Genomic DNA, 23,593 nt, shown 5'->3' with positions numbered 1-23,593 from the left:
ATATCGACGGGATGAATCAGGGCGTAAGCGTTGCGCGCGCCCAAAAAAAAGCAGGCCCTGGAGCCTGCTATTTTTGTATCAAGCTACATCAAGCAACCGGATTGATCGGCTTTTCCGGATACCAGACGTCGATCAACGGGCTGACAGTCACTTCTGTCAGTTCGCTTCGGGCTTTAAGCCAGCCTTCAACAACTGCACGCTGCTCTTCGTTGACCGAGCCGCGCTTTTTCAAGCAGACAAGACCAAAATCTTCACCGCCAACGTAGTTCAGGTTGTTGGCATCCATGGCTTCGGTCAGGAAGGCATCGAGGAAGGCGTCAATAGCGTCATCATCCAGGTCTTGTTTGAAGTCCAGGTTGAGTTCGAAACCAACCTCTTGGAATTCATCGACGCAGAGTTTTTTGCGCAGACGCTGGGAGCGGTTAGTGGCCATGGAACAATCCTCATAAGTAATAACGGGCGGCACTTTACCAGCTTGGCCCATAAAATGCCCGTACCGGCACCCATGTTTGTCTGTACCAACGGGCACAAAACCGAAATATAACCGCCCATCGATAAAAAATTCCAGCCTGGGAGCTTCGGAGCCGGGCCAAGTCACCTGCGGTTGGGGCATAATGCCGCTCAATTCTGACGCGATTCATACTCGCTGACACCTTGTTCGTCAGCGCATCAGCGTGTTGAATGGCCGTTTTGATGTCGGCATTTGTCACTATTAACGAGGGAATCCATCCATGCCCTCACATTTTTCCCCTTCGCAGCAGTAGGGTCCTACTTCAATGATCAAATCTTTACGCCCTTTGTTATTCGCCAGCCTTTTTTTCCCGCTGGCAATGCCTGTCTCCGCAGCCCCCATCAACACCTCGTTACCGCCCAAAGTTCAACAAGCCATGCAGGCTGCCAAGCTGCGCAGCGACGCCCTCTCCCTCGTCGTACTGCCGCTTACCGGCCCTGGCATTGCCACTGTTTATAACGCTGATGTCTCGGTCAACCCGGCATCGACCATGAAACTGGTCACCACCTACGCCGCGTTGGAAATGCTCGGACCCAATCATCAATGGAAAACGGAGTTCTACACCGACGGCACCGTCAGCAACGGTGTGCTGCACGGCAACCTTTACCTTAAGGGCGGCGGTGATCCCAAGCTGAATATGGAAAAGCTCTGGCTGCTGATGCGTGACCTGCGCTCCAACGGGGTATTGCAAGTCACCGGCGATCTGGTGTTGGACCGCAGTCATTTCATTCGACCGTTGTTGCCGGAGTTCAATGACGACGGCAACGACGAAAACGCGCCGTTCCTGGTCAAACCAGATGCTCTGATGGTGAACCTCAAGGCGCTGCGCTTTATCGCACGCAATGACAGTGGCAGAGTTGTAGTCGCCGTCGAACCACCGATTGCCAGTATCCATCTTGATAATCAGGTCAAGGCATTGGCGTCGGACAAATGCGATGGCGAGGTCCGGTACACCCCAACCCCCCAAGTGGACGGCAGTATCTCCGTGGTCATCAGCGGCCAGTTGGGACAGGGCTGCAGCTCACAGACCTACCTGTCGTTGCTGGACCATCCGACCTACACCGCAGGGGCAGTTCGCGCAATCTGGCAAGAACTGGGCGGCACGATTCTGGGCAAGGACCGCGAAGAGGCGGTACCAAGCAACGCGAAGTTATTGGCTAAAGCCTTTTCCCCCGATTTGGCAGAGATCATTCGCGACATCAACAAATTCAGCAACAACACCATGGCTCAGCAGCTGTTCCTAAGCCTGGGCGCAAAATTTCGTAGCGATGCCGATGGTGACGACGCCAAGTCAGCGCAGCGTGTGATTCGCCAGTGGCTGGCCAAAAAAGGCATTATCGCCACGCATTTAGTGATGGAGAACGGCTCTGGCCTGTCCCGCGCCGAACGGGTCAGCGCCCGAGAAATGGCGCAGATGCTGCAATCTGCCTGGCAAAGCCCTTACGCCGCGGAATACATCAGTTCCCTGCCGCTGGCCGGGGTTGACGGCACCATGCGCAAACGCCTGAAGACCACCCAAATGCGTGGTGAAGCTCACGTTAAAACGGGCACCTTGAACACCGTACGTGCCATCGCAGGCTTCAGCCGCGATAGCAATGGCAACACCTGGGTAGTGGTAGCCATCCTCAACGGTACCAACGTGGGCGGCACAGCTTCAGTGCTGGATGAAGTGCTGCTCGACCTGTATCGCCAACCGAAACTGCCGACGACCTCGATTTCACTGCAACAGCCTCGATGAACGGCAGATCGCACCCGGGGGCTGCATATTTTCTGTGGGAACTGCCTCACGGCAGCTCCGGCATCACCCGATCACGCCCGCTCTGTTTTGCCCCATAAACCCCAGAATCCGCCCGTAGCAGCAACGCATCTTCACTTTCGCCAGTGCGCCAACTGGCAATACCGAAGCTGGCGCTGACGGCGCCTACGCCATCAATAGGTTCGCGACGTAAGGCGTCCCACAGCTCCACCGCCAAGGTGTAAGCGTTTTCGCCATTGGTATCCGGGCACAACACCATGAACTCTTCGCCACCGAGCCTGCAGAACACGTCATCGCGACGTAAACGCTGGTTGATACGCTGACACAACCCCTGCAACGCCTGGTCGCCTGCTGCGTGACCGAATTGATCGTTGATACGCTTGAAATGATCAATGTCCAGCATGATCACGGACAACGCGCCGCCGTGCCGTTGTGCACGAGACAATTCCGCTTTAAGCCGCTCCTGAAAAAAGCGGCGGTTATAAACACCCGTTAGCACGTCCGTTACCGACAGGCCGCGCAACTCTTCTTCAACCCGTTTCAAATCCGAGATATCAGAAACAAAGCCATGCCACAGCACCCCGCCATCGATCAGTCGCTCCGGCGTGGCTTCACCTCGCAACCAGCGAAGGCCCTGGCGCGGTAATTCGACACGGTATTCCTCGCACCAATGAGTCAAATTCTGAGCAGAAAAGTCGATGGATTTTATAATTCGGTCCCGGTCCTCTGAGTGAATCCGATTCAATACCGCTTGGGTTTCGCCTTGCATTGACTCTTGAGACAGTTCGTAAATCCTCCACATCCCGGAGTTGGTGTAGTTAAACCACGAACTGCCATCGCTATTCACTTGATATTGATAGATACCGCCCGGAACCTGCGCGCTGAGTTTTTCCAGCATCAAGTCACGCGCGGCCAACGCCTCATGGACGCGCTTGCCCTCCGTCACATCAATGCAAATGACCAGAAAACCTGTCCACTGGTCCTGATCGTTGCGCACGGCGGTCACTAGCATATTAACCATCAATGAACTGCCGTCTTTACGTACAAACGTCCATTCCCGAGTGGGATGACCGCCCTCTTCCAGCGCCTCAAACAACATCACTTCGGCAACGGCGACATCGCGGCCATAACGCCGGCTTAAATAACGACCATGGGTTTGCAACTCAGCCAATAGATGCAAGTCCCTTAGGGCCAGTTGTCCCAACACTTCATCGCCGTTATAGCCGAGCATCTGCTGGGCACCCGCATTGAAGGTACTGATGGTGCCGGTCAGATCGGTGGCAATAATCGCTACTTGAGTCGTGGCATCCAGCACGCTACGCAACTCGATGGTGCGCAGCTCAACCAGTTTCAACGCCCGCTGACGCCTGCTGACCAGGCTATACAACAGCGCACTGAGGATCAGGCTGAATAAGCCGCCCATCACCACCACGCTCGCCACCGACTGATTGGCCACCAGAAACGCGGCGGCCGGACGGATGACCAGGCTGTATTCCCGATCAGCCAGGCTCACTCGCGCAATCAGCCGCAGATGGCTGTGGGCGGCGGTATTGCTCGACTGATACAGCAGGTCTGGAACCCCAGGCGAAGAAGCATCGAACAACTGCAACGCAAGGTTATCGCTGATCTCACCGGGCAGGCCGTCAGACATCAATCTGCTGAAGCTAATCACTGCCATGACATAGCCAGACAGGGCTTGATTCTGGCTGTCGCTGTTGCTCGCTGGATGCAGCACCGGAGCGACCAGCAGCACTCCGCTGGCGATATCGGGCTCGATCCCTACAAGCGTCATCCTGGTGGACACCGCCATGCTTCCCGTTTGAGTTGCTCGCTTCAGCGTGGCGTCGCGAATGGACTCGGAGCTGAGGTCAAAACCCAGCGGCAGCGGTTGCGTGCTGCGTGACTGAGTGAAAAGCACCGGGAAATACTCAGAACGCTCGGCAGCGGTCTTTAGCCCGCCGGTCGCCGTGTCGATCTCGCGAACGGTATAACCGCTCAACCCCTCGTCCCGCGCGTGCTGTTCAAACCGCCCCCGCTCGGCCCCTGCGACTTTCGGCGCCCAGGAATAAGCCTGGGTCAACACCAACAGCGGCGCAGCATAACCGTCGAATTCGGAGCGCAGGACTTCATCGGAGTAAACAAAAAACCGTCGCAGGCCATCCAGCCGCTGGACCTGATCGTCGAGGCGTTCCTGAACACGGCTGAGGCGCTCGTCCGCCAACATATTGAAGCGCAGTTGCACTTGACGCTCATGGCGCTGGTTGCTGGACATCACCAATACGGTGGTCAGCACAGCGCCCGCACCGAAAGCCACGACGGCAGCGAGCCATGCGCGAGCATTCTCGTTGATCGTGTCGGGAATCTTGGATTGAGGGCTGTTGGAGGGCATCAATAAAACTCATAACGCCAGTGTGTTTCAGCGTCACCGTGGCAATAACTCCGTTATAGCTATTTGCCACTAATTTGACCAGTCATACTCGTGTCTACACCTGACTAATTCAGACAGGTGTAGACACGGCTCCATTTCAGCGTGCAGTAATGCGCCAGGCGCGGTGAATCCTGGTATTGCGGGCAAAATCCGGATCTACCGTTTGTGCGGTGATTTCCTCGATCGCATAACGCTCGCTCAAATTCTCATCCAACTGGAATTTGCGGAAGTTGTTGGAAAAGTACAACACGCCGCCCGGGGCCAAACGCGCCATGGCCAGATCCAGCAACTGCACCTGGTCTCGCTGCACATCGAAGATGCCTTCCATGCGCTTGGAGTTGGAGAACGTCGGCGGATCGATGAAGATCAAGTCGTATTCGTCGCGGCAGGCATCCAGCCAGGCCATGACATCACCCTGCTCCAGGCGATTTTTATCCGAGAAGCCGTTAAGTGACAGGTTACGCCGCGCCCAGTCCAGATAGGTCTTCGACAGGTCGACACTGGTGGTAGTGCGAGCGCCACCTTTGGCGGCATGCACGCTTGCGGTGCCCGTGTAGCTGTACAGATTGAGGAACCGCTTGCCAGCCGCTTCGCGCTGGATACGCATGCGCATCGGGCGATGATCGAGGAACAGGCCGGTGTCCAGGTAGTCAGTCAGGTTGACCAGCAACTTGACGCCGCCTTCACTGACTTCGCGAAACTGACCCTGGGCGCTTTGACGCTCGTACTGTTTGGTGCCGCTCTGGCGTTCGCGACGCTTGATCACGACACGACTCTTATCAATGTTTAGCGCCTGAGGGATGGCTGCCAATGCATCGAACAAGCGGGCCGAGGCTTTTTCCGGGTCGATGGACTTGGGCGCCGCGTATTCCTGGACGTGAACCCAGTCGTGATACAGGTCGATGGCGAGGGAATATTCCGGCATATCGGCATCGTAGACGCGATAACAGTCGATGCCCTCGCGGCGCACCCATTTGCCCAGCAATTTGAGATTCTTCTGCAGACGGTTAGCGAACATCTGCCCGCCTTCGCTCAGGCGCGCCAGCTCGACGACCGGCTCAGGCGTTTTGATCGGATTACCGTTTTTGTTGTACTTCTCATATTTGCCCGGTGCTTCGACTTCGGTTGATTCGGCAGCTTGCGCTTCAACCTGCTCACGCTCCACTTGACGCTGCTCAGCGGTACGGCGCTCGCCAGTGACGAATTGATCAGGCAATACCTTGATCAACAGCAGTTTGCAGGGTAACGCACCGTTCCAGAATGCATATTGCTTGTGGCTGCGGATACCCATGCGCTTGCCCAGGTCAGGTGCGCCGGTGAACACCGCGGCTTCCCAGTTCAAGCATGCCTGACGCAAACGCTCGCCGAGGTTCTGGTAGAGATAAAGCAAGCTTGCTTCGTCGCCCAGACGCTCCCCGTACGGAGGGTTACAAATGACCAGGCCTTTCTGATTCTGGTCTGGACGCGGTTCAAACGTCGCGACTTCCCCTTGATAGACCTTGATCCACTCACTCAAACCCGCACGCTCAATGTTGTTGCGCGCAGGCTGGATCAGGCGTGGGTCGGCTTCATAACCGCGCACCCACAATGGTGGCTTGGCCAGACCGATATCGGCTCGGGCCTGCGCTTCATCATGCAGCTTTTTCCAGATCGCCGGGATGTGTCCCAGCCAGGCAGAGAAGCCCCAACGCTCACGCTTAAGGTTTGGCGCGATGTCCGCCGCCATCATTGCGCCTTCAACCAGGAACGTACCGACGCCACACATAGGGTCGGTCAGTGCCCCACCCTGGGCGGCGATGCGCGGCCAGCCGGACCGCACCAAAATCGCGGCTGCGAGGTTTTCTTTCAGCGGCGCGGCCCCCTGCTGCAGACGGTAACCGCGCTGGTGCAAGCTGTGGCCCGATAGATCAAGGGACAAAATGGCTTCGCCGCGATCCAGGCGCAAATGCACGCGCAAATCCGGATTAAGCTTGTCCACCGAAGGACGCAAGCCTGACGGGGTACGCAGCTTGTCGACGATTGCATCCTTGACCTTCAGCGCACCGAAGTGGGTGTTGTCGATACCCGAACCGTTACCGCTGAACTCCACTGCCAGGCTGCCTTCGGCGTCCAGATGGTCTTCCCATTCAACATCGAGCACGCCGTGGTACAGGTCCTCGGCGTCTTTCATGGGGAAACGCTTGATAACCAGCAACACGCGGTTGGCCAGGCGCGACCAGAGGCACAGCCGGTAGGCGGTTTCCATGTCCGCCAAGCCACGGATAGCTGACGTGTGTTCGCGGGTTTCCTCAAGGCCAAGCCCAGTGGCTTCCTCAGCGAGCAAGCCTTCAAGGCCCTTAGGGCAAGTGAGGAAGAGTTCAAAACGGTCCGACATGGGTAATCCAACGCCTTAGGCGATCAGCGGCAGGGCAACGCATTGCCCCACCTGATTTTAAACAGGCGCCTTTCTTGGAGAACGCCTGCGTGGCACGCAGAGTGTGCCAGTCCAACAGTACAAACGTCGCCTGTAGAAGCCAACGTGTTGGCGAGGCAGGCGACGCGGTTCATCTGAGTATCTGTGGTGCTGCTGATATTGCCAACAAGCTGGCACACAGCTATCAAGCCCGACGAGATTTCGGCATCACCGAAAAAGTTGCAACAATAAGTCACATTCCATGACCCTTCGTCGATTAACGGTTGACGTCATTCAGCCATCTTTAGGTTCAGTAAATCGATTCCATTCTCAACCAAACCCTCGGTTCAGGAGGGTTGTGGGAAAAACACCCCTCCAAATGCCTGTGCTGCTTATGGCCTTAACGCGCTAATTGTGACGTCGTTATGACAAATTGATCATTCACAGCGTCCAGCGCATTGGTTAGAACTTCACTCAGGTTGTTACCGCAATGGCGACAACATGAAGCCCGCGACGCCGGCAGCGGGTACTCACGGCAGAAGATTCTGCCCGACCTCGACATGAGGTCTCCAGGGACATAACAGTCAACAAACGAGGGCAACACCCTATGAGAAGACTTAAGCGTGATCCGTTGGAAAGAGCATTTTTACGCGGATATCAATTTGGTGTTCATGGCAAATCCCGTGAGCTTTGCCCCTTTACTCTACCGTCGGTGCGCCAAGCCTGGATCAATGGCTGGCGAGAAGGACGCGGCGACAACTGGGACGGTATGACCGGCACTGCGGGCATCCACAGACTCAACGAACTTCACGCGGTCGGCTAACCAGGTAATCACCGACCAGCTTTTTAAAGGTTCTACATTCGATTAAACATGCACGCCCCATCCGGGCGGCGGGCTAGCGCCCAGGGGCTCCTTTTCAGGGGCCCCTTTTTTTGAAACAAAAAGCTTATTTGCGATTCATTGCAGCGATGGCATCAACCGAATGCCTGATCAGCCCAGGGCCTTTGTAGATGAAGCCCGAATATACCTGCACCAAACTTGCACCCGCCGCGATTTTTTCCGCCGCGTGCTTGCCCTCGGTAATCCCACCAGCAGCAATGATCGGCAAACGCCCGGCCAATTCCCCGGCCAGCACTTTGACCGTGTGCGTACTCTTTTCCCGAACCGGTGCACCCGACAGGCCACCCGCTTCGTCGGCATGCGGCATGCCTTCGACGCCCTTGCGGCTGAGCGTGGTGTTGGTAGCAATCACCGCGTCCATGCCCGAGTCGATCAGTGCAGCGGCGACCTGAATGGTTTCTTCATCGGTCATGTCCGGTGCGATCTTGATCGCCAGCGGCACACGGCGACCGTATTTCTGCGCAAGGTCTTCCTGGCGCAAACGCAGCGCCTCCAGCAGTTGCTTGAGCGAGTCACCAAATTGCAGGCTGCGCAGGCCTGGGGTATTGGGCGAGCTGACGTTAACCGTCACGTAACTGGCGTGTTCGTAGACCTTATCCAGGCAGATCAGGTAGTCGTCCACGGCCCGCTCCACCGGCGTGTCGAAATTCTTGCCGATGTTGATCCCCAGGATGCCGCTGTACCGCGATGCTTGCACACGGGTGATCAAGTGATCGACGCCGAGGTTGTTGAACCCCATGCGATTGATGATCGCCTCGGCCTGGGGCAAGCGGAAAATCCGTGGTTTCGGATTGCCCGGTTGCGGCCTGGGGGTCACGGTGCCGACTTCAACAAAACCGAAACCGAGCTGCGCAAAACCATCAATGGCCGCACCGTTTTTGTCCAGGCCCGCTGCCAACCCGACCGGATTCGGAAAATCCAGGCCCATGACCTTGACCGGCAAGTGCGCAGGCGCCTTGCTCAACAAGCCATTGAGTCCCAAACGCCCGCCCGCGCCGATGAGATCCAGCGACAGGTCATGGGACGTTTCCGGGGAAAGTTTGAACAATAACTGGCGGGCCAGGTTATACATGGGCGGGCATGGCTCGTAAGCGGCTGAATTCAGGGCGGCGATTATAGACGGACCGAGGCATTGGAGGCGAGACATGCTGTAATCTTTGCCGACGCCCGCGCCAGGTTTGGAATAGACATCGCCTACCGACGCCTTATAAGTAAAGAGCTGCTCATGATCATTTCACCGAACAATGCGCTGGACTGGGTCGGAGGCAGTGATGCTCCGGAGAAAAATGTCATTAATCTGGGCTTCATGGCCCTGACCGATAGCGCGCCACTGGTGGTGGCCGCCACCCAAGGGTTTGGCCAGCCTTATGGATTGACTCTGAATTTAAAACGCCAATCTTCCTGGGCCAATCTTCGTGACAAACTGGTTAGCGGCGAACTGGACGCGGCTCACAGCCTGTATGGAATGATCTACGCCGTGCAGTTGGGCATCAGCGGAACCGGCGCAGTGGATATGGCGGTGTTGATGGGCCTGAATCAAAACGGGCAAAGCATCAACCTGTCTAAAGCGTTGCAAGATGTCAACGTCACCAACCCACAAGCCCTCGATCGACTCGTGCAACACAGCAGCACCAAGCTGACGTTCGCCCAGACCTTTCCCACCGGCAATCACGCTATGTGGCTGTATTACTGGCTGGCGAGTCAGGGTATTCACCCGTTGAACGACGTCGACAGCGTGGTCGTTCCACCGTCACAAATGGTTGCGCACTTGCAGGCCGGGCGTATCGACGGCTTTTGCGTTGGCGAGCCTTGGGGCGCCAGTGCGGTCAGTCAAGGCCTGGGGTTCACCTTGGCGACTTCCCAGGCGATCTGGCCCGACCACCCGGAAAAAGTCCTGGGCTGCACTCGGGAGTTCGTCGAGCAAAACCCGAACACCGCCCGCGCACTGGTAATGGCGGTGCTCGAAGCCAGTAAGTTTATTGAACAAAACGACGAAAACCGCCGCAGTACCGCGCAACTGCTCAGTGGCAGCGATTATTTGAACACCCCGGTGGGCTGCATCGAACCGCGCCTGCTGCGCGATTACAGCGATGGCCTGGGCAACCACTGGCAAGACCAACATGCCGTGCGCTTCCACGGTGCGGGAGAGGTCAACATGCCTTACCTGTCCGACGGCATGTGGTTCATGACCCAGTTTCGCCGCTGGGGCCTAGTGCGAGAAGACCCGAATTACCTGGCGATTGCCGGGCAGGTCCAACAGCTTGAACTCTATGGTCGGGCCGCCGAGGCTGTCGGGATTTCCGTGCCCGCCTCGGCCATGCGCAGCAGCCGGCTGATCGACGGCAAAATCTGGGACGGCAGCAACCCGGCGGCCTATGCGCGCAGCTTTAAATTGCACGCCTTGGCCGACGCCTCCCCCTCTCGTCTCAGTCGCTGAAGGAGCCTGCGAATATGCTGCGTATCCTGTTGATCAACGACACGCCGAAGAAAGTCGGTCGGCTCAAAGCGGCCCTGATGGAAGCCGGTTTCGAGGTCATTGACGAATCCGGGCTGATTATCGACCTTCCGGCACGGGTCGAGGCGGTTCAGCCTGATGTGATTCTGATTGACACCGAATCCCCCGGCCGCGACGTGATGGAGCAAGTGGTGCTGGTCAGCCGCGATCAACCACGGCCCATCGTAATGTTCACCGATGAGCATGACCCACTGGTCATGCGCCAAGCGATAAAGTCCGGGGTCAGCGCCTACATCGTCGAGGGCATTCTCGCCCAGCGGCTGCAACCGATTCTGGACGTCGCAATGGCACGGTTTGAGAGCGACCAGGAACTTCGTGCCCAATTACAGGCACGGGATCAACAATTGGCCGAACGCAAACGCATCGAATTGGCCAAGGGTCTGCTGATGAAAATGAAAAACTGCAAAGAGGACGAGGCCTACACCCTGATGCGCCGGCAAGCCATGAGCCGCCAGCAGAAACTGATCCAGGTGGCGGAGCAAATCATTGCTATGAGTGAATTATTGGGGTAGAGATAAGCCCTGTAAGTGATTGAAATTTCTATTGAACTAAGAGTCGGCTTGCTCGCCATGGATCGCGAAGCGGTCCCAAACGTTCAAAGCGGTACCACTCCAGAAAAATTGCGACGCCCATTCCGCGACTGCTTCGCAGCCGATCACAAGCAAGCCCGTTCCTAAAGGATTTGTAGTTGTGGCGCGGTACTTGCTTATAGCATTGCACCGGTAGCCAAAGGCGGTTACCCCGTACACGACAAAGACGTCGCACACCCTTCTCGCTCAGGCGAATGGGGTTGCGGCGTTTTTGCGTTTGGGCTGTTTCTAAATGTGCAGAATATGCAGGTGGGGTGCTCTATGAATGCAAGCTTCTGGAAGGCCGGCCACAAACCGACGCTGTTCGCAGCCTTTTTGTATTTCGACCTGAGCTTCATGGTCTGGTACCTGCTCGGCCCAATGTCGGTACAAATCTCTGCCGACTTGCACCTGACCACCCAACAGCGAGGCTTGATGGTCGCCACGCCGATTCTGGCGGGCGCCTTTTTGCGGGTACTGATGGGTCTGCTGGCCGACAAGCTGTCACCGAAAACCGCTGGAATCATAGGCCAGGTCATTGTGATCGGCGCCCTGTCCGCGGCTTGGCAGCTTGGCATTCACAGCTACGAACAAGCGTTGATACTTGGCATCTTCCTCGGCATGGCCGGTGCCTCGTTCTCGGTCGCGTTGCCCTTAGCCTCGCAATGGTATCCGCCAGAGCACCAGGGCAAAGCCATGGGCATCGCCGGTGCCGGTAACTCGGGCACCGTGTTCGCTGCGTTGATCGCTCCGGCACTGGCCATGGCATTTGGCTGGACCAACGTGTTTGGCTTCGCCCTGATCCCACTGGTACTGGTGCTGATCGCCTTCAGCCTGATGGCGCGCAATTCCCCCCAGCGGGCAAAGGCCAAATCCCTGGCTGACTATTCAAAAGCCTTGGGCGACCGCGACACCTGGTGGTTCATGTTCTTCTACAGCATGACGTTTGGCGGCTTCATTGGTCTGGCCAGCGCCCTGCCCGGCTACTTCAACGACCAATACGGATTGAGCCCGGTCACCGCCGGCTATTACACCGCAGCCTGCGTGTTCGGCGGCAGCATGATGCGCCCCTTGGGTGGCGCCCTGGCTGACCGCTTTGGCGGCATTCGTACCTTGTCCGGCATGTACGCGGTAGCGGCTGTCTGCATCGCGGCGGTGGGTTTCAACTTACCAAGCTCCTGGGCGGCGCTGGCGCTGTTTGTGGCAGCCATGCTCGGTCTTGGCGCAGGCAACGGCGCAGTCTTCCAACTGGTGCCACAGCGTTTTCGTCAGGAAATCGGTGTCATGACCGGACTGATCGGCATGGCTGGCGGCGTCGGCGGATTTCTATTGGCAGCCGGTCTGGGTGCGATCAAGCAGAATACCGGCGGCTATCAAATGGGCTTGTGGTTGTTTGCCAGCCTTGGGGTCTTGGCCTGGTTTGGTCTGCATAACGTCAAACGTCGCTGGAGAACCACCTGGGGCTCGGCCGCTGTGACTGCTGCTCGGGTATAAATCGGTCGATGAGCCTGCAACTGAGCTTCGCCCACTTTAGCGCCAACGGCCCCCGCGCCGAGAATCAGGACGCGAGCCGTCAGGTGACACCGATGCCCGGGCTGGCTGCGAGCAAAGGTTATTTGTTCGCCTTGGCTGACGGCGTCAGCCACTGCCTCGACGGCGGACTGGCGGCGCGTTCGACCTTGCAGGCCCTGGCCCTTGATTACTACGCAACGCCGGAAACCTGGGGCGTCGCGCAATCCCTGGACCGCTTGTTATTGGCGCAGAATCGCTGGCTGTTGGCCAACGGGTTGCTCACCACGTTGAGCGCCCTGGTGGTTCGCGGACGTCGTTTTACCCTGGCCCATGTTGGCGATTGTCGGGTGTATCGCTGGCACGCCGGAGCGCTGCAGCGGGTCAGCGAGGACCACGTCTGGGAGCAGCCGGAAATGCAGCACGTGCTAAAGCGCGCGTTGGGGCTGGATCAATATTTGGTCATGGATTACCTCGACGGCGAACTGCGCGAGGGCGAACGCTGGCTGCTGCTCAGTGATGGCGTCTGGGCGACGTTGGGCGATGCCAGCATCGCCTCGATTTTGCGTGAACAAGACGACCTGGACAGTGCCGTGCAAACCCTGGTCAAGGCTGCACACCTGGCGGGTAGCCGAGACAACGCCAGCGCGCTGGTGATTCAGGTAGACCGGCTGGGCCAAGACAACCTCGGTGACACCTTGGCCCAGCTACAACAATGGCCATTACCACCGGCCCTGAAACCCGGCCAGTTGTTCGAAGGCTGGCAGGTGGAAACGTTGCTTGGGCAGTCGCGACAGTCGCTGCTGTACCGGGTACGTGATCGATCACAACAATCCTGGCTGCTGAAGACCCTGCCCACGAGCCGTCATGCTGAGGCGCATGGGCAACAGAACTTATTGCTGGAGGAATGGTTTCTACGTCGGGTCGCCGGGCGTTATTTTCCGGAGGTTCATGCCGCCACCGAGCGTCAGCATTTGTATTACCTGATGCGGGAACACCCCGGCCAGACATTGGCCGAGGCCTTCAAGCAAAGCGGTCCGTTGCCATTGGTTCAGTGGCAAGGCATTGCGACACACCTACTGCGCGCCGTGGGCTTGCTGCATCGCCGCAACATTGTGCACCGCGACATCAAACCGGAAAACCTGCTGCTGGATGACAACGGCAAACTGCGGGTGCTGGATTTCGGCCTGGCTTACTGCCCCGGCTTGTCAGCCGACAGCGCGAATGACCTGCCGGGAACGCCAAGCTTCATCGCCCCCGAGGCGTTCGGAGGCGCACTCCCCAGCGCGCAACAGGATTTGTACAGCGCAGGAGTGACCCTGTTTTTCCTGCTGACGGGGCATTATCCCTACGGCGAAATCGAAGCCTTTCAACACCCACGCTTTGGCAACGCCGTACCGGCCAGCCGCTATCGACCAGACGTTCCGGATTGGCTGGAGCAGGTGCTGAGCAAAGCGCTACAGGCCGACCCCGCCAAACGTTATGAAACGGCTGAAGAATGGTTGCTCAGCCTTGAACATGGCGAACGCAACACCCTCAAAACCAAACCCCGCCCACTGCTGGAGCGAGAACCGCTGAAGGTATGGCGAACCGTGGCGCTGGTGTCTTTGTTGGTGAATCTGGTGGTCATGGTTTGGGTGCTACACCGTTAGATCTGTAGGAACCAACGTGTTGGCGAGCCTTTGACGGTGTCGGATACGCCGCTTCGCCAACAGGTTGGCTCCTCCAGAATGCGAGCGCACCACTTACGCGCGACTCGCCTTATAAGGGTGCATCAAATCAACACAAAACCTGCGCCAACCCCAGCAAATACTGGGCCTATGAGACTTGGCACAACCACTGCATAACCCTTCACAAGTAATTACATAGTTGCAGCTTTCAACGTCGAAGGCTGCACTTCCCGAGAGAACGGGACCGGACAAAGGTGTCCTCGCCAGGTAACTGGCGGGACACCTTTTTTTGTTTGCGCGCAATTTGTCGAGATCACCCTGGCGGTTTCTCGGAGGCCACATGAAACGACTCAAACTGGTGATGATTGGCAACGGCATGGCGGGTGTTCGCACCCTCGAAGAACTGATCAAACTGAGCCCTGACCTTTACGACATCACCGTGTTCGGCGCCGAACCGCACCCTAATTACAACCGTATCCTGCTGTCTCCGGTTTTGGCCGGTGAGCAAACGTTCGAGGACATCGTCCTCAATGATTTGAGCTGGTACCTGGAAAACAACATCCACCTGCTGCTCAACCGCAAAGCCGTGAAAATCGACCGCGCCAAGCGTCTGGTGATCGCCGACGACGGCACCGAAGCCCAGTACGACCGACTGCTGATCGCCACCGGCTCAGTACCGTTCATTCTGCCGATTCCGGGTAACACCTTGCAGGGCGTGATCGGCTATCGCGACATTGCCGACACGCAAACCATGATCAATACCGCTAAAACACACACCTACGCGGTGGTGATTGGTGGCGGTCTGCTGGGCCTGGAAGCGGCCAATGGCCTTAAGTTGCGCGGCATGCAGGTAACCGTGGTGCACATCGGCTCTTGGTTGATGGAGCGCCAGCTGGACGAGGTGTCCGGCCAATTGCTGCAAACCGAACTGGAAACACGCGGGCTGGCTTTTCGCCTGGAGGAATCAACCCAGGCCTTACTTGACGATGGCAAAGGACGCGTCAAGTCCGTGCAGTTCAAGAACGGTGACGTAATTCCCGCAGATCTGGTGGTGATGGCAGCGGGCATCCGTCCTGCCACCGAGTTGGCTGAACAGTCTGGTATTCCCTGCAACCGGGGAATTTTGGTCAGCGACACGATGCAAACCTATGACCCACGCATCTACGCCATTGGCGAATGCGCCAGCCACCGCGGAATCGCCTACGGCCTGGTCGCGCCGCTTTTCGAACAGGCCAAGGTGTGTGCGAACCACCTGGCGCAGTTGGGTTTTGCTCGCTATCAAGGCTCGGTGACCTCAACCAAATTGAAAGTGACTGGCGTCGACCTGTTCTCCGCCGGCGACTACATGGGCGGCGAAGGGACTGAAATCATCACCTTGTCTGACCCCATCGGCGGGATATACAAAAAACTTGTGATCAAGAACGACGTGCTGGTGGGCGCCTGTTTGTATGGAGACACGGCAGACGGCGGCTGGTATTTCAGACAGATCCGCGAAAACGCTCAAATCAATGAAATCCGCGATCACCTAATGTTCGGCGAGAACGCCTTGGGCGATACCGGCCACCAAGGTCAGGACAAAGCCATGGGCATGGCCGACAGCGCCGAGGTCTGCGGTTGTAACGGCGTATGCAAAGGCACCATCGTCAAAGCGATCCAGGAACACGGACTGTTCAGCGTCGATGACGTAAAAAAACACACCAAGGCCGCCAGCTCCTGCGGATCCTGCGCAGGGTTGGTGGAACAGATCCTGATCAACACCGTGGGCGGCGCAGCCGATGTAAAGCCGAAAAGCGAAAAAGCCATCTGCGGTTGCAGCGACTCGAACCACGGGCAAATTCGCGCGGCTATCCGCGACCAGCATTTGCTCACCATTGCTAACGTCATGGGCACCCTGAACTGGCGCACGCCCAACGGCTGCGCCACCTGCCGCCCGGCCCTGAACTACTACCTGATTTCGACATGGCCAGGCGAAGCGAAAGATGACCCACAGTCGCGCCTGATCAACGAACGCGCCCATGCCAACATTCAGAAAGACGGCACCTATTCTGTAGTCCCTCGGATGTGGGGTGGCGTGACCAATCCATCGGAGCTGCGGCGCATTGCCGACGTCGCCGACAAGTACAACGTACCCATGGTCAAGGTCACCGGCGGCCAGCGCATCGATCTGCTCGGGATCAAAAAGGAGGACTTGCCAGGCGTCTGGAAGGACCTCGACATGCCATCGGGCCATGCGTACGGAAAATCCATTCGCACGGTGAAGACCTGTGTCGGCAGCGAGTTCTGCCGCTTCGGCACACAAAATTCAACACAACTTGGCATTGAATTGGAGCATGACCTTTTCAATATGTGGTCGCCACACAAGGTCAAGCTGGCCGTTTCCGGCTGCCCACGCAATTGCTCGGAAGCCGGGATTAAAGACGTCGGAATAATTGGTGTCGAATCCGGCTGGGAGATGTACATCGGCGGCAACGGCGGGATCAAAACTGAGGTTGCGGAGTTTTTCGTCAAGCTGAAAACCGCTGAGGAAGTGCGCGAATACAACGGTGCGTTCCTGCAGTTGTACCGCGAAGAAGCTTTTTACCTTGAGCGCACTGTGCATTACCTGCAGCGCGTCGGCATGGAGCACATCAAAAAAGCCGTGCTGGAAGATGCCGACCGCCGTCAGGCGCTGAATGCGCGCCTGCAATTCTCCTTGTCGTTCGAGCAAGACCCCTGGAAAGAACGCATCGAACAACCCTTGCTGAAGAAAGAATTCGAACGCATTGCTGTGGAGGTGCTGGCATGAACTGGTACGACATTTGTGCCTTGGAAGACATCAACCCCCTGGGCTCGCGCATCATCGAGGGGCCCAAGGGCGACATCGCCATTTTCCGCACCAGCGACGACGAAGTATTCGCTCTCGACGACCGCTGCCCACACAAAGGCGGACCGCTTTCCCAGGGATTGATCTACGGCAAGCGGGTTTCCTGCCCTTTGCACAACTGGCAAATCGACTTGGAAAGCGGCGATGCGCAAGCGCCTGATATCGGGTGCGCGCACAAACACTTGGCCCGGGTCGAAAAGGGTCGCGTGCAGTTGTCACTGAAGGACGCCGCCTGATGCGCCCGCCAGCCGTGACAGAGTCCGCCACGCAGATCACGGCATCGACCTGCTGCTACTGTGGGGTCGGTTGCGGCGTGCTGATCGAACATGATCACCAACGCATTCTCGGCGTCAGAGGCGATCCGCAACACCCGGCCAACTTTGGCAAGCTGTGCAGCAAAGGCGCGAGCCTGCACCTGACCGGCGACATTACGGCTCGGGCGCTGTACCCGGAATTGCGCCTGGGTAAAACCATGGCGCGCAGCCCAACGGATTGGGACACCGCACTGGAGCACGCGGCCAGTGTATTTGCCGAGACCATTCGTGAACACGGGCCAGACAGTGTGGCGTTTTATGTGTCCGGGCAATTGTTGACCGAGGACTATTACGCGTTCAACAAACTGGCCCGGGCGCTGGTGGGCACCAATAACATCGACAGTAATTCCCGGCTGTGCATGTCTTCTGCGGTGGTCGGCTACAAGCGCAGCCTGGGCGCCGACTCACCGCCTTGCAGCTACGAGGACATCGAACTCAGCGATTGCGTGATGATCGTCGGCAGCAATATGGCCTACGCCCATCCGGTACTCTTTCGGCGGCTGGAAGAAGCAAAAAGCCTACGGCCCGAGATGAAAATCATCGTCGTTGATCCTCGCCGTACCGACACCTGTGAGGTGGCGGATATGCACTTGGCCATCCAGCCGGGCACCGATGTCGCGCTGTTCCACGGGATCCTGCATTTACTGCTGTGGGAAGACTGGATAGACCGCAGCTTCATTGATGCCCATACCCAGGGCTACGCCGAACTGAAAACCCTGGTGCGCGATTACACCCCGCAAATGGTCGCAGAAATATGCGGGATTCCAGTTGCTCAGCTGCAAGCGTGTGCGCAATGGATCGGCACAGCGCCAAGCTTTTTGTCGCTGTGGTGCATGGGGCTGAATCAGTCCACGTCCGGCAGCGCGAAGAACAGTGCGCTGATCAATTTACACCTCGCCACCGGTCAAATCGGCCGTCCCGGCGCAGGACCGTTCTCTCTGACCGGGCAGCCAAATGCCATGGGCGGACGAGAAACCGGCAGTTTGTCGAACTTGTTGCCGGGCCACCGTGAGGCCAGCAACCCGGAGCACCGTGAGCAGGTAGCCGCGTATTGGGGGGTCGACACGCTGCCTGACACGCCCGGATTGTCGGCCATCGAGCTCTTCGATCAGTTACAGACCGGCAAGATTAAAGCGCTGTGGATCGCCTGCACTAACCCCGCTCAGTCGCTACCTGATCAACAACGGGTTCGAGAGGCGCTGACTACTTGTCCGTTTGTGGTGTTACAGGAAGCTTTCCGCACCACCGAAACCTGCGCCTTTGCCGATCTACTATTGCCGGCCGCGAGCTGGGGCGAAAAAGACGGCACGGTGACCAATTCCGAGCGGCGCATTTCCCGCGTGCGCAAAGCGATCCCCACGCCGGGCGAGGCCCGCTCGGATTGGGCGATTACCGTGGATTTCGCCCAGCGGCTTGAACAACGCCTGCGTCCCGGCGAGCCGAGTCTGTTCGCCTTCGATCAGCCCCAGGCGCTGTTCGACGAATATAAATTCCTGACCCAGGCACGCGATTTGGATTTGTCAGGCATCAGCTATGCCTTGCTCCAGGAGCGAGGCCCGCAGCAATGGCCCTTCCCGGCGGGTGCCGAGACCGGCACTGCACGGCTATACGGCGACGGGATTTTTCCTACCGAATCTGGCCGCGCCATGTTCGTTACCGAACCTTACCGTGCGGCCAAGGAGTTGCGAGACGCGCGCTTTCCACTGACGTTGAACACCGGCCGCCTACGAGATCAATGGCACGGCATGAGCCGTACCGGCACTGCCGCCCAGTCGTTTGGACATGTCAGCGAAGCGGTGTTGAGCCTGCACCCGGATGAAATGCGCCGCCATCGCCTGCAAGCCGGTGATCTGGTCAGCCTGAAAAGCCGCCGTGGCAGCTTGATCGTCCCGGTTAGCATCGACGACAGCATCCGTCCCGGTCAAGCCTACTTGCCCATGCATTGGGGTGATCGTTTTCTCAAGGGCGGGGTAAACATTCTGACCCAGCCCGCGTTCGACCCGCTGTCGAAGCAACCTGAATTGAAACACAGCGGCGTGCGCATCGAAGCGGTGACCTTGCCATGGCAGTTGTTTGCGCTGGTTGAAGGTGACGTGCAAACCAACATTGAGGCGCTGAGACCGCTGTGTGAGGCGTTTGCCTATGTCAGCCTAAGCCTTGCGGGCCGTGAGCGCCCGGCACTGCTCATCCGCGCAGCCAGCGCCTCGCCGCCAGACAGTCAATTGCTGACGCAGATCGACCAATTGCTGGGCCTGAATCAAGGGCCGGTGCTGGCGTACGACGATACCCGCCGCTCGATTGGCAAGCGGGTACGAATTGAAAACGGCCGGATCACGGCAATTCGTCTCGCCGGTGAAACCATTGCCCGGCATTGGCTGCAAAGCTTGTGGCTGGAAGGTCGCGCCGACGAGCAATTGCGCCGTTGGCTGCTGGCGCCGATCAGCACGCCACCCGGCAGCGCAGCCGCCATGCCACGCAGCAGCAAAACGTTGTGTACCTGCATGAACGTCAGCGAAAGCGCGGTACTGGCCGGAGTCGGTCGTGGGCTGGACCTGATTCAACTGAAAACACAATTGGGTTGCGGTAGCCAATGCGGCTCCTGCGTACCAGAAATCAAACGGCTGCTGGCGGTCAATCCGCTGCCAGTCGCGATCCATCAATGAAGGGTGAGAGCATGAGCGCTAAAGTCTGGCTGGTGGGTGCAGGTCCTGGCGATCCTGAATTGCTGACACTCAAGGCCGTGCGGGCCTTGGGCGAAGCCGATGTGGTCCTGATCGACGATTTGGTCAACGTCGCGGTGCTGGAGCATTGTGTTGGCGCACGGGTAATTGCGGTGGGTAAACGCGGCGGCTGTCGTTCGACACCCCAAGCGTTTATTAACCGGCTGTTGCTGCGCTACGCCCGTCAGGGAAAATGCGTGGTGCGTCTGAAAGGTGGCGATCCCTGCATTTTCGGACGCGGTGGCGAAGAAGCCGATTGGCTGCGAGCGCAAGGCATTGAAGTGGAATTGGTCAACGGCATTACTGCCGGTCTGGCAGGTGCGACCCAGTGCGGTATTTCCCTGACCTTGCGGGGTGTCAGCCGTGGCGTCACCTTGGTGACCGCCCATACGCAGGACGACAGCCGCCTGAGTTGGCAAGCCCTGGCGCAAAGCGGCACAACCTTGGTGGTGTACATGGGCGTGGCCAAACTCTCGGAAATCCGCGATAACCTGTTGGCGGGTGGGTTGTCGGCGAATACGCCGGTAGCGATGATCGAAAACGCCTCCCTGCCCCATCAACGGGAATGCCGCAGCACACTGGCCCAGATGCAAACCGATGCCCTCGTCTTCGAACTGAAAAGCCCGGCGATATTGGTCATCGGTGCAGTGGCTGCGAGTGCTGCGGAATCTGTAGGAGCCAACATGTTGGCGAGGTATGCAACGAGGTACTCCTGAAGCATGGCGGTGCTGCTTAAATGGCCTACAGATGGATCCTACAGAGGCGTTCTCCACCAAAACCCAGACAAAGAAAAGCCCGGCCTGGGCCGGGCTTCTCTCTGAGGCTTTAGCTACAGATTACTGAGCAGCTTTTGCTTCAACTTCAGCTTCTACGCGACGGTTGATCGCGCGGCCAGCTTCAGTTTTGTTGTCTGCAACTGGACGGGATTCGCCGTAACCAACCGAGCTCACACGACCAGCGCCAACACCGTACTGGCTAACCAGAACTTGTTTGACAGCGTTTGCACGCTTCTCAGACAGTTTTTGGTTGTAAGCGTCAGGACCGACGGAGTCAGTGTGACCTTCAACAGTGGTGCTGGTCTGTGGGTACTGCTTCATGAAGTCAGCGAGGTTCTTGATGTCAGCGTAGCTGTTAGGCTTGACAACAGCTTTGTTGAAGTCAAATTTGACGTCCAACTGAACACGTACGACTTGTGGAGCAGCTTCCACTGGAGCTTCTACAGGCGCTTCAGCAACTGGCTCTGGAGCCGGTGCTGGAGCCGGTGCTGGCTTGGAGCCGCCACCGAAGTTTACGCCCAGGCCAACGGTAGGAGCGTAGTCCCATTTGCCGTTGTCCAGTTTGTAGTCAGCGTCTACGCCAGCACGTGCATACAGATTGTCAGTGATGTACCACTTGGCACCTGCACCGATAGTTGCGAACGTGGACGAGTCACGACCATTGTGACCATCAGCTTCAACGCCAGTCATGCTCTGGTGAGCAAAACCGCCGGAAACGTAAGGACGGATAGCGTCGCCAACGGTGCCGAAGTGGTACATACCGGCCAGAGAAGCGGTGTCGCCGTGGATTTTCTGGCTACCAGTACCGTCATTCGAACGGGTGTAGTTGGTTTTGCCGTAGCCCAGGATCACTTCAACGTCGTCGGTCAAGAAGTAGCCGATGGAGGCACCAGCGGTGCGGCCGTCTTCTACGTGCTTAACGCTGTCGTTGTAGTTCTTCTGGTAGAAGGCCTCACCCTCGACCGCGCCTTGGCCTTGCGCCAGAACGCCGAACGAAGCTGCGGCTACAATAGAACCAATGGCAAAGCCCAAGGTGTTTTTAAGTTTCATCCGTTAAATCCCCATCTGGTGATTGTTAAGCGGCCATCGTACTGAAGGCCAACTCAGCGGCAAGTCTATCAGAACTCACCTGAACGTTAGAGATATTTACCCCGAGTTAAGTTTCGGTAATGCTGGCAAATTTCTCACGTAATTTATCAAGCGCACGTTTATAGCGCATTTTTGTGGCACTCAGGCCCATATGCATGATGTCCGCAATCTCTTGAAACTCTAACTCCGCGACGAATCGTAGCACCAGAATTTCCCGATCAATTGGATTCACATACACAAGCCAGCGATCAAGCCCGCCCCGCTCTTCAGGTTTTGGAGTCTTATCCTCCATCGCCTCTTCAAGTGGATCGAGACTCAATGCGTCCATCAAGCGACGCTTTCGCCGTTCCTTCCTGTACTGCGTAATACATTCGTTGTAAGTGATGCTGTACAGCCAGGTTTTGAACTTCGACTTTCCCTCAAAATTCTTCAACCCGTACAACACTTTAAGCATCACTTCCTGACAGACATCATCAGCATCGCGATCGTTCCCTAAATAACGTGCACATACGTTAAAAAGTGTTCGCTGATACCGGCGCATCAACTCTTCGTACGCTCGCGTCACATGAAACAGCTCGGCGTGCGACCGCGCCACCAACTCCTCATCGGAGAGTTCGCGGGGGTCATAGCGCATGGACAGCGATTGGGGCTTATTCAAAAAAACTCATGCCGACAGTCAGATCAATCGGGTTAATGTCCGCCATTGCCGTACTCTTGGCGATTTGTGGCGGCATACATTAGCAGGATTTGCCGGGTTAGCGGCTGTTCACTTGCTGTTCGAGGAGGATTCGGTTGGACAATGATACCAACTCGCCCTCATCGGTCAGCACCGTGGTCTTGACCGTGCCAATTTCTTCGATCTGCCCCTCGACATCGCCCACACGCACTTGTTGCCCCACTCGATACAGCTCACGCACATATATTCCTGCCAATATTTGCCCGGCAATTTCGCGACTTCCCAGGCCCATGGCCAGCGCTACTGCCAGACCAACGGTAATCAAACCAATCACAATCACATGGTTAAGCAGGTCAGTTTTGACCTCCAACTGGCTGATTGCGACGGAGATGCTGATGATTATGACCAGCCCTTGAGCGATTCTTCCCAGACCAGCGGCGTAATCGATCCCGACGCCCTCGGCAGCACCGCGCACCAGGCCATTGGCCAACTGCGCCAGAAGCACACCTACAAGCAGGACCAGCGCAGCACCAAATACCTTTGGCAGGTACTGGGTCAGCATAGTCAACGTGCTCGACACTTGCTCAAGACCAAGGGATTCAGCGGCGGAAACCAGAAATATAAGCAGCACGAACCAATAAATTATTTTGCCAACCAAGGTCGAAATCGGCACCTGAACGCCGGCTCGGGCAATTACCTTGGTCAAGCCAGTACCACCCATCAGGCGATCAAGGCCCAGCTTGGCGAGCAGTTTCGACAGCAACGTGTCCAGCAGCTTTGCAACAACGAAACCCAGCAACACTAAAATCAGTGCGCCAAACAGGTTTGGAATGAAATTAGCGACTTTGGTCCACAACACCGTCATGGCGGTGACCAGGCTCTGCGTCCAGAGGTTGAGTTCCAT

17 protein-coding genes are annotated in these 23,593 nt (G+C 57.4%); 10 read left to right on the top strand and 7 right to left on the bottom strand.

The window, feature by feature from the left end; genetic code table 11:
* Nucleotides 1-88: 88 nt before the first annotated feature.
* Nucleotides 89-433 carry a YggL family protein gene (locus JWR17_RS23125; protein WP_297831703.1) on the bottom strand — a complete coding sequence of 115 codons (345 nt, stop codon included), beginning with the start codon at nt 431-433 and terminating at the stop codon, nt 89-91.
* 343 nt (nt 434-776) lie between these two features.
* Here JWR17_RS23125 and dacB point away from each other — a divergent pair, with 343 nt between their 5' ends.
* Nucleotides 777-2,249, top strand: a complete 1,473-nt coding sequence (gene dacB, locus JWR17_RS23120; protein WP_299835206.1) for a D-alanyl-D-alanine carboxypeptidase/D-alanyl-D-alanine-endopeptidase — start codon at nt 777-779, stop codon at nt 2,247-2,249.
* A 46-nt stretch (nt 2,250-2,295) separates the two neighbouring features.
* Here the strand turns inward: dacB and JWR17_RS23115 are convergent, their stop codons facing one another.
* Nucleotides 2,296-4,656 (bottom strand): diguanylate cyclase, encoded by a 2,361-nt coding sequence (locus JWR17_RS23115; protein ID WP_299835204.1) that lies wholly within the window; start codon nt 4,654-4,656, stop codon nt 2,296-2,298.
* Nucleotides 4,657-4,792: 136 nt separating this feature from the next.
* Entirely contained in the window at nt 4,793-7,069 is a 2,277-nt protein-coding gene (gene rlmKL, locus JWR17_RS23110) for a bifunctional 23S rRNA (guanine(2069)-N(7))-methyltransferase RlmK/23S rRNA (guanine(2445)-N(2))-methyltransferase RlmL (RefSeq protein ID WP_299835202.1), read from the bottom strand.
* A 625-nt stretch (nt 7,070-7,694) separates the two neighbouring features.
* Here rlmKL and JWR17_RS23105 point away from each other — a divergent pair.
* Nucleotides 7,695-7,910, top strand: coding sequence for a ribosome modulation factor (locus JWR17_RS23105; RefSeq protein WP_080290409.1), 216 nt, complete (start codon nt 7,695-7,697; stop codon nt 7,908-7,910).
* 124 nt (nt 7,911-8,034) lie between these two features.
* On the opposite strand, the gene JWR17_RS23100 is transcribed toward JWR17_RS23105, so the two are convergent.
* On the bottom strand, nt 8,035-9,060 hold the full coding sequence (locus tag JWR17_RS23100; protein WP_299835345.1) for a quinone-dependent dihydroorotate dehydrogenase: 1,026 nt from the start codon (nt 9,058-9,060) through the stop codon (nt 8,035-8,037).
* A gap of 153 nt (nt 9,061-9,213) precedes the next feature.
* Between JWR17_RS23100 and JWR17_RS23095 the strand changes: the two genes are divergently transcribed.
* From JWR17_RS23095 to cobA, 8 genes are all read left to right on the top strand, one after another.
* The gene (locus tag JWR17_RS23095) at nt 9,214-10,425 is read left to right on the top strand and encodes a CmpA/NrtA family ABC transporter substrate-binding protein (protein WP_299835200.1); all 1,212 of its coding nucleotides are present in this window, start codon (nt 9,214-9,216) and stop codon (nt 10,423-10,425) included.
* Between the two features lie 14 nt (nt 10,426-10,439).
* Nucleotides 10,440-11,015 carry an ANTAR domain-containing protein gene (locus JWR17_RS23090; RefSeq protein ID WP_299835198.1) on the top strand — a complete coding sequence of 192 codons (576 nt, stop codon included), beginning with the start codon at nt 10,440-10,442 and terminating at the stop codon, nt 11,013-11,015.
* Nucleotides 11,016-11,354: 339 nt separating this feature from the next.
* A complete protein-coding gene (locus JWR17_RS23085; RefSeq protein WP_299835196.1) occupies nt 11,355-12,566 on the top strand; it encodes a nitrate/nitrite transporter in 1,212 nt (403 codons plus the stop codon).
* 8 nt (nt 12,567-12,574) lie between these two features.
* Nucleotides 12,575-14,233: a bifunctional protein-serine/threonine kinase/phosphatase gene (locus tag JWR17_RS23080; protein ID WP_299835194.1), complete on the top strand. Its 1,659-nt coding sequence runs from the start codon at nt 12,575-12,577 to the stop codon at nt 14,231-14,233.
* A 358-nt stretch (nt 14,234-14,591) separates the two neighbouring features.
* Nucleotides 14,592-17,036 (top strand): nitrite reductase large subunit NirB, encoded by a 2,445-nt coding sequence (gene nirB, locus JWR17_RS23075; RefSeq protein WP_299835192.1) that lies wholly within the window; start codon nt 14,592-14,594, stop codon nt 17,034-17,036.
* Entirely contained in the window at nt 17,033-17,350 is a 318-nt protein-coding gene (gene nirD / locus JWR17_RS23070) for a nitrite reductase small subunit NirD (RefSeq protein WP_299835190.1), read from the top strand. Before nirB ends, nirD begins: the two co-directional genes overlap by 4 nt.
* Nucleotides 17,350-20,091: a nitrate reductase gene (locus tag JWR17_RS23065; protein WP_299835188.1), complete on the top strand. Its 2,742-nt coding sequence runs from the start codon at nt 17,350-17,352 to the stop codon at nt 20,089-20,091. The genes nirD and JWR17_RS23065 overlap by 1 nt, the downstream gene beginning before the upstream one ends.
* 11 nt (nt 20,092-20,102) lie before the next feature.
* On the top strand, nt 20,103-20,864 hold the full coding sequence (cobA, locus tag JWR17_RS23060) for a uroporphyrinogen-III C-methyltransferase (protein WP_299835186.1): 762 nt from the start codon (nt 20,103-20,105) through the stop codon (nt 20,862-20,864).
* A gap of 120 nt (nt 20,865-20,984) precedes the next feature.
* Here cobA and JWR17_RS23055 read toward each other — a convergent pair whose 3' ends face one another.
* From JWR17_RS23055 to JWR17_RS23045, 3 genes are all read right to left on the bottom strand, one after another.
* On the bottom strand, nt 20,985-21,974 hold the full coding sequence (locus JWR17_RS23055; protein ID WP_299835184.1) for an OmpA family protein: 990 nt from the start codon (nt 21,972-21,974) through the stop codon (nt 20,985-20,987).
* Between the two features lie 106 nt (nt 21,975-22,080).
* Complete coding sequence (gene sigX / locus JWR17_RS23050) at nt 22,081-22,671, bottom strand: RNA polymerase sigma factor SigX (protein ID WP_299835183.1); 591 nt, start codon at nt 22,669-22,671, stop codon at nt 22,081-22,083.
* 97 nt (nt 22,672-22,768) lie between these two features.
* Nucleotides 22,769-23,593, bottom strand: a complete 825-nt coding sequence (locus JWR17_RS23045; RefSeq protein ID WP_299835181.1) for a mechanosensitive ion channel domain-containing protein — start codon at nt 23,591-23,593, stop codon at nt 22,769-22,771.

This window comes from Pseudomonas sp., from assembly GCF_028293835.1.
Lineage (GTDB): Bacteria > Pseudomonadota > Gammaproteobacteria > Pseudomonadales > Pseudomonadaceae > Aquipseudomonas.
Note: the sequence above shows the minus strand (reverse complement) of the source record. Positions and strands in the feature narration are given on the sequence as shown.

What these genes read in the sequence shown, in the direction of transcription:
- JWR17_RS23125 (WP_297831703.1), bottom strand. Translation starts at nt 433, where the DNA reads ATGGCCACTAACCGCTCCCAGCGTCTGCGCAAAAAACTCTGCGTCGAT.
- dacB (WP_299835206.1), top strand. Translation starts at nt 777, where the DNA reads ATGATCAAATCTTTACGCCCTTTGTTATTCGCCAGCCTTTTTTTCCCG.
- JWR17_RS23115 (WP_299835204.1), bottom strand. Translation starts at nt 4,656, where the DNA reads ATGCCCTCCAACAGCCCTCAATCCAAGATTCCCGACACGATCAACGAG.
- rlmKL (WP_299835202.1), bottom strand. Translation starts at nt 7,069, where the DNA reads ATGTCGGACCGTTTTGAACTCTTCCTCACTTGCCCTAAGGGCCTTGAA.
- JWR17_RS23105 (WP_080290409.1), top strand. Translation starts at nt 7,695, where the DNA reads ATGAGAAGACTTAAGCGTGATCCGTTGGAAAGAGCATTTTTACGCGGA.
- JWR17_RS23100 (WP_299835345.1), bottom strand. Translation starts at nt 9,060, where the DNA reads ATGTATAACCTGGCCCGCCAGTTATTGTTCAAACTTTCCCCGGAAACG.
- JWR17_RS23095 (WP_299835200.1), top strand. Translation starts at nt 9,214, where the DNA reads ATGATCATTTCACCGAACAATGCGCTGGACTGGGTCGGAGGCAGTGAT.
- JWR17_RS23090 (WP_299835198.1), top strand. Translation starts at nt 10,440, where the DNA reads ATGCTGCGTATCCTGTTGATCAACGACACGCCGAAGAAAGTCGGTCGG.
- JWR17_RS23085 (WP_299835196.1), top strand. Translation starts at nt 11,355, where the DNA reads ATGAATGCAAGCTTCTGGAAGGCCGGCCACAAACCGACGCTGTTCGCA.
- JWR17_RS23080 (WP_299835194.1), top strand. Translation starts at nt 12,575, where the DNA reads ATGAGCCTGCAACTGAGCTTCGCCCACTTTAGCGCCAACGGCCCCCGC.
- nirB (WP_299835192.1), top strand. Translation starts at nt 14,592, where the DNA reads ATGAAACGACTCAAACTGGTGATGATTGGCAACGGCATGGCGGGTGTT.
- nirD (WP_299835190.1), top strand. Translation starts at nt 17,033, where the DNA reads ATGAACTGGTACGACATTTGTGCCTTGGAAGACATCAACCCCCTGGGC.
- JWR17_RS23065 (WP_299835188.1), top strand. Translation starts at nt 17,350, where the DNA reads ATGCGCCCGCCAGCCGTGACAGAGTCCGCCACGCAGATCACGGCATCG.
- cobA (WP_299835186.1), top strand. Translation starts at nt 20,103, where the DNA reads ATGAGCGCTAAAGTCTGGCTGGTGGGTGCAGGTCCTGGCGATCCTGAA.
- JWR17_RS23055 (WP_299835184.1), bottom strand. Translation starts at nt 21,974, where the DNA reads ATGAAACTTAAAAACACCTTGGGCTTTGCCATTGGTTCTATTGTAGCC.
- JWR17_RS23045 (WP_299835181.1), bottom strand. Translation starts at nt 23,593, where the DNA reads ATGGAACTCAACCTCTGGACGCAGAGCCTGGTCACCGCCATGACGGTG.